8 protein-coding genes and 1 pseudogene are annotated in these 8,200 nt (G+C 72.0%); 6 read left to right on the top strand and 3 right to left on the bottom strand.

The window, feature by feature from the left end:
- From ACLEQD_RS31570 to ACLEQD_RS31550, 5 genes and pseudogenes are all read left to right on the top strand, one after another.
- Positions 1 to 314, top strand: a pseudogene (locus tag ACLEQD_RS31570) (TIGR02266 family protein); the annotation flags it as partial.
- Positions 315 to 434: 120 nt separating this feature from the next.
- On the top strand, positions 435 to 770 hold the full coding sequence (locus ACLEQD_RS31565; protein WP_410389216.1) for a TIGR02266 family protein: 336 nt from the start codon (positions 435 to 437) through the stop codon (positions 768 to 770).
- Positions 771 to 896: 126 nt separating this feature from the next.
- Positions 897 to 3,041: a beta-propeller domain-containing protein gene (locus tag ACLEQD_RS31560; protein WP_410389215.1), complete on the top strand. Its 2,145-nt coding sequence runs from the start codon at positions 897 to 899 to the stop codon at positions 3,039 to 3,041.
- 78 nt (positions 3,042 to 3,119) lie between these two features.
- Positions 3,120 to 4,526 carry an MATE family efflux transporter gene (locus ACLEQD_RS31555; RefSeq protein ID WP_410389214.1) on the top strand — a complete coding sequence of 469 codons (1,407 nt, stop codon included), beginning with the start codon at positions 3,120 to 3,122 and terminating at the stop codon, positions 4,524 to 4,526.
- Between the two features lie 99 nt (positions 4,527 to 4,625).
- On the top strand, positions 4,626 to 5,270 hold the full coding sequence (locus ACLEQD_RS31550) for a LysM peptidoglycan-binding domain-containing protein (protein ID WP_410389213.1): 645 nt from the start codon (positions 4,626 to 4,628) through the stop codon (positions 5,268 to 5,270).
- A gap of 102 nt (positions 5,271 to 5,372) precedes the next feature.
- Here the strand turns inward: ACLEQD_RS31550 and ACLEQD_RS31545 are convergent, their stop codons facing one another.
- From ACLEQD_RS31545 to ACLEQD_RS31535, 3 genes are all read right to left on the bottom strand, one after another.
- Positions 5,373 to 6,086 carry an esterase family protein gene (locus tag ACLEQD_RS31545; protein ID WP_410389212.1) on the bottom strand — a complete coding sequence of 238 codons (714 nt, stop codon included), beginning with the start codon at positions 6,084 to 6,086 and terminating at the stop codon, positions 5,373 to 5,375.
- Positions 6,087 to 6,149: 63 nt separating this feature from the next.
- Complete coding sequence (locus ACLEQD_RS31540; protein ID WP_410389211.1) at positions 6,150 to 6,866, bottom strand: YqiA/YcfP family alpha/beta fold hydrolase; 717 nt, start codon at positions 6,864 to 6,866, stop codon at positions 6,150 to 6,152.
- Between the two features lie 36 nt (positions 6,867 to 6,902).
- Positions 6,903 to 7,523, bottom strand: coding sequence for a hypothetical protein (locus ACLEQD_RS31535; protein WP_410389210.1), 621 nt, complete (start codon positions 7,521 to 7,523; stop codon positions 6,903 to 6,905).
- 45 nt (positions 7,524 to 7,568) lie between these two features.
- On the opposite strand from ACLEQD_RS31535, the gene ACLEQD_RS31530 reads away from it, so the two are divergent.
- On the top strand, positions 7,569 to 8,200 hold a 632-nt coding region (locus ACLEQD_RS31530; RefSeq protein WP_410389209.1), incomplete at its 3' end, for an AAA family ATPase.

Here is an 8,200-nt window from a genome sequence, read left to right as displayed (position 1 = left end):
CGCGCCTGGACGGGCCGCCGCGCGGGCGGGGCGTGCTGCTGGTGGAGGGCGGCCGCTTCCTGCACACCTTCCTGGGCGGAGCGCTGGAGCACGAGGGGCTGCACGTGCTCTACGCCAAGGACCTGGACGACGCGGCGGCGCAGGCCGTGGCCCAGGGCGAGCGGCTGGACGGCTTCGTGGTGGACGTGTCGCGGCTGCCGCGCGAGGCCCTGGCGCTGGCCACGCGCCTGCGCGAGCAGTTCCCGCGCAAGCCGCTGGTCCTGATGTCGCGCGTGGAGGAGGCGCCGGACGTGCTGGCGCGCGCGAGGAGCTGAGCGGCGCGCCGCTGCTGCTCAAGCGGCAATTGGGCGCGGACGAGCTGCTGGCGAAGGTGATGGCGCGCCTGTCGCCGGGCACGGTGCCGCTGCGGCCGCGGAGCGCGTCCCTTCTTCACCGTGGTGGAGTTCAACACGCAGGGCGGCCCCTCGCTCAGCGGCTTCAGCCACGACGCCAGCCCCCAGGGCCTCTTCGTGCGCACGCTCACGCCCGCGCGCGAGGGCTCGCGGCTGTCCCTGCGCCTGGTGATGGCCGGGCAGCGCACCCCCTGCGAGGCGCAGGCGGTGGTGGCGTGGTGCAACCCGCCCGGGATGGGCAGCGCGTTCCGCTCGCAGACGGGCATGGGCCTGCGGCTGGAGGGCATGGACGCGCAGCTGCAGCAGCGCTTCGTGCGCTTCGTGCCCCAGACCCTCGGTTTTCCCACCGCGGGCCCCGTGCGCGCCTCAGGTTTCTGAGAGCGGCGGACGCTCCCGCGCACGTCCCAACCCCCCGCAATCACACACGCCGGACACCGGATTCCCCCCTGGCATGCGCGTGGCAAAGCGCTGCGCCCCGCGAGGCTTTCGAGGGAGGAATCACGCATGCGTTGGAGTCTTTTCGGAACGGTGGGGCTCACGCTCCTGGCGGTGGGGTGCGGTGACGGTGGGAACAAGGCGCCGGACGGCCTGGACAACGAGCCGGTGCAGCAGGCGCTGAAGCTGGAGTCCTTCAACGCGTGCTCGGCGCTGGAGCGGTACATCGAGGACACCGCGACGAAGCAGATGCGCGCGAGCCTGGAGCAGCAGAAGCCCGGCTATTGGGACCGCTTCGGCCGGGGGCGCGGCGGCGGCGTCTTCGGCCCGATGCCCGCGGAGGACGCGGCGGGCGGCGGGAGCGTGACGTCCGGCGGCGGCAGCCAGGCGCCCAAGGACTCCACGGGCACCAACAACCAGGTGGAGGGCGTGCACGAGTCCGACTTCGTGCAGAACGACGGCACGCGCATCTTCGTGCTGTCGGGCAACCGGCTGTACGCGCACCGCTCGTGGCCCGCGGAGCAGCTCACGCTGGCCTCGACGCTGGAGGTGGAGGGCTGGCCCCGGGAGATGCTGCTCGACGAGCACCAGCGGCTGGTCATCATCTCGCAGGTGGCCCAGTCACTGCCGGGCGTCCCGGCGAAGACGAACGGAGGGGTGGGCGGAGGCATGGCCCCCATCGCGGACATCGCCTGCTTCGGCTTCGGCTGCGGCTACTACAACGCCGACAGCACCAAGGTGACCACGGTGGACGTGTCGGACGTGGCGCACCCCACGGTGGTGGATCAGCTCTACCTGCCCGGCGTCTTCAACCAGGCGCGCCGCGTGGACAGCAACGTGCGGCTGGTGCTGTCGGACGCGTTCCGCTGGCCGGAGGACGTGAAGTTCTGGGTGGACTACTCGGAGGACCTCTACAGGGACGAGGACAAGCTCACCCAGGCCATTGACGCGCTCATCAAGCGCAACGAGAAGCGCATCCGCGCCAACACGCTGGACCAGTGGCTGCCCGCGGGCCGGCACGTGGACGCGGCGGGCGTGACGACGGCGCTGCCCACGTCCTGCGGTGACTTCTACCGGAGCAACGCGCCGTCCGCGTTGGGCTTCGTGACGGTGGCCTCGCTGGACCTGGACGCGCGCACCGCGGCGCCGGGGCGCACCAGCCTGGTGGCGGAGCCGGGCACGGTGTACGCGTCGAAGCAGTCGCTGTACCTGGCGCACCCGCACTACTGGTGGTGGCCGCTGCCCGGGCAGAAGGACTTCACCTACCTGCACAAGTTCGACCTGAGCCAGCCGGGCCGCGCGGTGTACGCGGGCTCCGGCACGGTGGAGGGCACGCCCGTCGACCCGTTCGCCCTGGATGAACACGAGGGCGTGCTGCGCATGGCCACCACGGTGACGACGCGCCTCCCGGAGCCGGAGCACGAGGACTGGTGGTGGGGCCGCACGACGACGGCCAGCCGCGTGACGACGCTGGGCGTGAAGGACGGGCGCCTGGCGGAGCTGGGCCGCAGCGAGGACCTGGCCGAGGGCGAGCGCATCTTCAGCGCGCGCTTCGTGGGCAACCGCGGCTACGTCGTCACCTTCCTCCAGGTGGATCCGCTCTTCACCTTCGACCTGAGCGACCCCGCCCACCCGCGCAAGGTGGGTGAGCTGAAGGTGCCCGGCTTCTCCACGTACATGCACCCGGTGGGCGACCACCACCTGCTGACGCTGGGCATCCACCGGGAGCCCAACGGCGGGTGCTGCGGCACGAGCACGCTGAAGCTGTCCCTCTTCGACGTCGGCGACCTGGCGCACCCGACGGAGGTCTCCACGCAGCTGGTGGGCGAGGCCTACGGCTGGAGCGAGGCCCTCTACGAGCACAAGGCCTTCAACTACTTCGCGGCCAAGGGGCTGGTGGCCATCCCGTTCACGGACTACTCGGGGTCCTACTCGTCCTCCGAGGACTACTGGCAGGGCTTCCGCACGGAGCTGCGCGTGTTCCGCGTGGACCTGGCGGCGGGCCTCTCCCCGGTGGGCGCGGTGCCCATGTCGGACCTGTTCAAGTCCACGGGGATGCCGCAGTGGAGCTACTACTACGTGCCGGACGTGCGCCGCAGCGTGATGGCGGATGACTACGTCTACGCCATCAGCGACGCGGGGGTGCGCGTGTCGAAGGTGGACAGCCTCCAGACGCCGCTGGTCACGGTGCCGTTCCCCGCCAGCACGCCCTGACGCGCAGAGGGGGCAGTCAGGCGGGAGGGGGGAGCGCGTCGCTTGCGCGGACGCGCTCCCTTCCCTATAGGCCCCGCCATGCCGCCCGATGCCGCCGAACCGTCCCTGCCGTCCTCCCCCCCGGTCCGCGGCATCCGGGGGGAGCTGCGCGCCCTGCTGAACCTGGCCATCCCCCTGTGCATCGCGCAGGCGGGGCAGTCCCTGATGGGCGTGACGGACACCTTCATCGTGGGCCGGGCCGGCACGTCCGCCCTGGCGGCGGTGGGGTTGAGCCACGCCCTCTTCTTCGCCGTCAGCAGCTTCGGCATGGGGCTGATGATGGGCGTGGACCCGCTGGTGTCCCAGGCGATTGGCGCCGGCCACCCGCGCCGCGCCCGGGACGTGCTCTGGCAGGGCGTGTGGCTGTCCGCGGCCGTGGGCGTGGTGCTGTGGGCGGTGCTCATCACCGCGCCGGCGGCCCTGCCGTGGGTGGGCGTGGCGGAGGAGCAGATCGTCCAGGTGCGCGCCTTCCTGCACTTCCGCGCGCCCAGCCTGCCCCTGATGCTCATCTTCCTCACGGTGCGCGCGTACCTGCAGGCCATCGGGCTGCCCCGGCCGCTGGTGGTGTCCACCGTGCTGGCCAACGTGGTCAACCTGATGCTGGTGCCGCTGTTCGTCTTCGGCGGCGCGTCACTGCCCGCGTGGGCGGGGCCGCTCACCCACGTGCCGGCCATGGGCGCGGCGGGCGCGGCGCTGTCCACGCTGTTGTGCACGGCGATGGAGGTGCTCATCGTCGCGCGGGCGGTGCAGCTCATCCCCGTGCCGGGCCGGCCGTCGCGCAAGCCCGTGGTGGCGGACCAGCTGCGGGCCTTCCGCGTGGGGCTGCCCATTGGCCTGCACATCGCGGCGGAGGTGGGCGTCTTCGCGCTGGCGGGCGTGCTGGCCGCGAAGCTGGGGCCGGTGAGCGTGGGCGCGCACCAGATTGCCCTCTCCTTCGCCAGCCTCACCTTCACCATGGCGCTGGGCATCGGCAACGCGGGCAGCGTGCGCGTGGGCTGGGCCGTGGGCGCGCACGACACGCCCCAGGCCCGCCGCAGCGGGCTGATGGCCTTCGCCGCCGGCGCGGTGGCCATGTCCCTGAGCGGGCTCGTGTTCGCGCTCTTCCCCCGGAGCCTGGCGAAGCTGGCCGGGGCGCCGGAGGAGGTGCTGCCGCTCTTGCTGCCCCTGCTGATGGTGGGCGCCATCTTCCAGGTCTTCGACGGCGTGCAGGGCGTGGGCGCGGGCGTGCTGCGCGGCGCCGGCCAGACGCGCTTCACCTTCGTGGCCAACATCGTGGGCCACTACGCCGTGGGCCTGCCCCTGACCCTGCTCCTGGGCTTCCACCTGGGCATGGGCGTGCTGGGCATCTGGTGGGGCCTGTGCGCGGGGCTCATCACCGTGGCCGCCGCCGTGCTGTGGCGCTTCTGGCGCGTCAGCGCCGGCACCCTGCGGCCCCTGGAGGGCTGAAGGAGGCTGTAGCCTTCCAGCGCGGCTGAAAACTCCAAGAATCTTGGAAACAGCCGCAACCTGGATGGGGATGTCCCGAGAATTGGCGCAGGAGCCTCCATGTCCAACTACCGCATCCGCCCTGGCGACACCCTCTCCGCGCTCGCGCAGCGCTTCGGCACCACCGTCTCGAAGCTGGCGAAGGACAACAACATCTCCAACCCGGACCTCATCTTCTCGGGCAACACGCTGAAGATTGGCCACTCGGGCACCGACAGCTTCGACTCCGGCGGGGGACGTCAGGGTGTGCGCGGCGGCGGCACGGGGAACACGGGCGGCGTGGACGTGGGCGGCCCGACGGGCGCGGGCCCCAGCAACGCGAGCGCCACGATGCGCCGGCTGGCGGAAGCGGGCCGCGCGGCGGCGATGGGCATGGGCGGCTACAACAGCCAGGGCCTGTGCGCCACGGGCGTGAGCCGGGCCATCCGCAACGCCATGGGCATCGGCGTGTCGGGCAACGGCAACCAGATCGACAACAACCTGCCGCGCGACAAGTTCAAGCAGGTGGACATGACCCTGGAGGAGGCGCTGAAGATTCCGGGCCTCATCCTCACGTGGGAGAGGACCTCGTCGGCCGCGGGCAGCATCTACGGCCACACGGCCATCACCAGCGGTGACGGCCACTCGTCCGCCAGCGACTTCATCGAGCGCAACACGACGAACAACGGCCGCACCGGCCTCAAGATCTTCATGCCCATCAACTGAGCCGCGCCACCACGGTGGTGCCTCGCGCGAGCCTCCGGGTCCTTCCGACCGGGGGCTTCGTCGTGTCTGGAGCCCCGGAGCCCGGAGCCCGGAGCCCGGCGCTCAGGCCGGCAGGTACTGGCGGATCATCCGCCGCCACACGGGCCAGTCGTGGGTGCCGCCGTCCCAGATGGACAGGTCGTTGCGGATGTCCTTCTGCCAGAGGAGCTTGGAGAGGTGCTCGTTGGAGGGGCGGCAGAAGTCGTGCTCGCCCACGGCCAGGGTCATCTCCACGCGGCGCAGGGCGGACAGGCGCCCGGGGTCGTTCAGTCCCGGCAGCCACTGCGGCGCGGTGTGGAAGTACACCTGTTCGTCGTGGTGGCCGTCGAGGAAGTCCTCCGTCTCGAACTTGCCACCCATGGAGATGAGGCGCTGGAAGACGTCCGGGTGGCGCAGGCCCACGTTGTACGCGTGGAAGCCGCCCAGGCTGCACCCGGCGAGCGTGAGGCGGCCTTCGGCGGCGCGGCCCCGCACGAGCGGCACCACCTCCTGCACCAGGTAGTCCTCCCACTGGGCATGGCGGGCCACGCGCACGGCGGGGGCGACGGCCTTGTTGTACCAGGACTCCTCATCCACCGAGTCCACGCACACCACGACGTAGCGGCCCGCGGCGATGCCGTCCGCGATGGCGCCGATGAGGCCGAAGTCCTCGGCCTGGTAGAAGCGGCCCTTGCTCGTGGGCACCAGGATGACGGGCTCGCCCGAGTGCCCGTACACCAGCACTTCCATGTCGCGGTTCAGCCGCGGGCTGTGCCAGCGGTGGTATTCGCGGTTCATGGCCGCCACATTAACCGGCGCGTTCGGGACGCGAATGCACCGGCCACATCGGACGTGCTCGGGTCAGCGGCCAGTGAACACCTGCCGGGCGGGCTCCACACCCCGCCACGGCGTGAGGAAGGCATCCGCCTCCCTCGCGATGAGCTCCAACGATGCGGTCAGCTCGTGGCCGTCATCCACCTCCACCAGCCGGACGTGGCGCTTGCCCCGGGCCCACTCGCGCGAATAGCGCACGTCGCAGGTGTCATCCTGCCGACCGTGGATGATGAGCGTGGGCACGCGCACGTCGGGCCAGGGGCCGCGCTTCGCGTCCATCGCCTGGGCCTCCTCCACGATGCCGTGGTGCACGCGCGCGCGGCGCTTCTCCGCGTGGTCCTCCGTCTCCAGGAAGCCCGTGCGCTTCCACTCCGCCCAGGCGTTGGGGCCCATGCGGCGCTGGAGCTGCTCCACGAAGTGGAAGGCGGGCGCCAGCAGCACCAGCGCGCTCACGCGTGCGTCCGCTTCCGCGGTGCGCGCGGCGACGAGGCCGCCCAGGCTGGAGCCGATGACGACCGCGCGGTCATTGGGGGCGCCCAGCGCGTCCCGCACGGTGTCCAGCATGGCGTGCAGGCCCAGGTGCTCCAGCGACGGCACGCGCAGGTTGAGGCGCTCCAGGGGGATGCCCTGCTTCGCCCAGTGCGCGTCCAGCCAGACGCCCTTGGCGGACGCGGGGCCGGAGGCGAAGCCGTGCAGGTAGAGCCAGCGGGGACCGGAGGCGGAGGTGGAGAGCGGCGCGTTCATGGGCGCGCACTGTATCCGTCCCCGGCCTCGCGCCCGCTAGAAGCGCAGCACGGGCCCGGCGACGATGCTCTGGAGCGGCTTGGCGCACATGTTCACGCTGACCCCCGCGCTGGCGCTGGTGCCGTCCGCGTCCTTCGTGAACTTCACGTCGCAGAACTGGAGCGCGGTGGCGATGGAGATGCCCCACCGGTCGGAGATCCACCCGTCCACGCCCACGCGGAAGGCCATGCTGGTGACGTCGAAGTCCTCGCGCCGCAGCTGGCCCGCGCTGTTGGGGGTGAAGGGCTGCGACCAGCTCTTCGCCAGCCGCGCGCCCACCCACGGCGTCACCGGCTTGTCCCCCAGGAAGCGCAGGCGGGCCTCCAGCCCCACGGCGGTGTAGTCCAACTGCACGCGGCTGAGCTCGGACGGGTTGCTGGCCTCCGCGAACTGCTGGCCCCAGGTCTGGGTCGTCTCGAAGACGGCGCCCAGGGACAGGCCGGGCGGCGTCTCCACGGCGAGCCAGGCCTGGAGCGCGGGGCCCTTGGCCCGCCAGTCGCTGAAATGATCCAGGGTGATGCCCGCGCCCACGGACGCATAGCCGTGCCACCCGTCCGCGCCCGCTGGCCCCGCGCCCAGCACGCCCACCACCGCCAGCCACTTCCACTTCGTATCCATGCCGCCACTGTATGCCGGACCGGGGGCGAGGCTAGGCTGGCAGGCATGTCCGTTTCTTTCGAGTTCGCGGCGGCCGAGGTCCGCGACGCGCTCACCGACGCGAGCCGGGGGCTGGTGGAGCGCGAGGCGATGGTGGAGCTGGTGGCGCTGTCGGCGGTGGCGGGCGAGCACCTGCTCGTCGTGGGGCCGCCGGGCACGGCCAAGAGCGAGGCGGTGCGCAGGACGGCGCGCGGCCTGGGCGGTAGCTACTTCGAGTACCTGCTGGGGCGCTTCACGGAGCCGTCCGAAATCTTCGGGCCGGTGGACCTGCGCAAGCTGCGCGAGGGGCGGGTGGAGACGGAGACGGCGGGCATGCTGCCGGAGGCGGAGGTGGCCTTCCTGGACGAGGTCTTCCTGGGCTCCACCGCCATCCTCAACACGCTGCTGGGCCTGCTCAACGAGCGCACCTTCCGGCGCGGCCACACGCGCATCCAGTGTCCGCTGCGCGTGTGCGTGGGCGCGTCCAACGCGCTGCCGGAGGACGACGCGCTGGCCGCGTTCGCGGACCGCTTCCTCGCGCGCATCTTCGTGGAGCCGGTGCCGGACCCGCGCCTGGAGGAGCTGCTGGAGGGGGGCGCGTCGCGTGTGGGCGGACGCGGCCCCGCGCGTGGCGTCGCTGGAGTCGCTGGACGGGTGGC

The organism is Corallococcus sp. 4LFB, assembly GCF_046520365.1.
GTDB classification, from domain to species: domain Bacteria; phylum Myxococcota; class Myxococcia; order Myxococcales; family Myxococcaceae; genus Corallococcus; species Corallococcus caeni.
The sequence above is the reverse complement of the archived record's forward strand: the minus strand, read 5'-3'. Positions and strand labels throughout refer to the sequence as shown.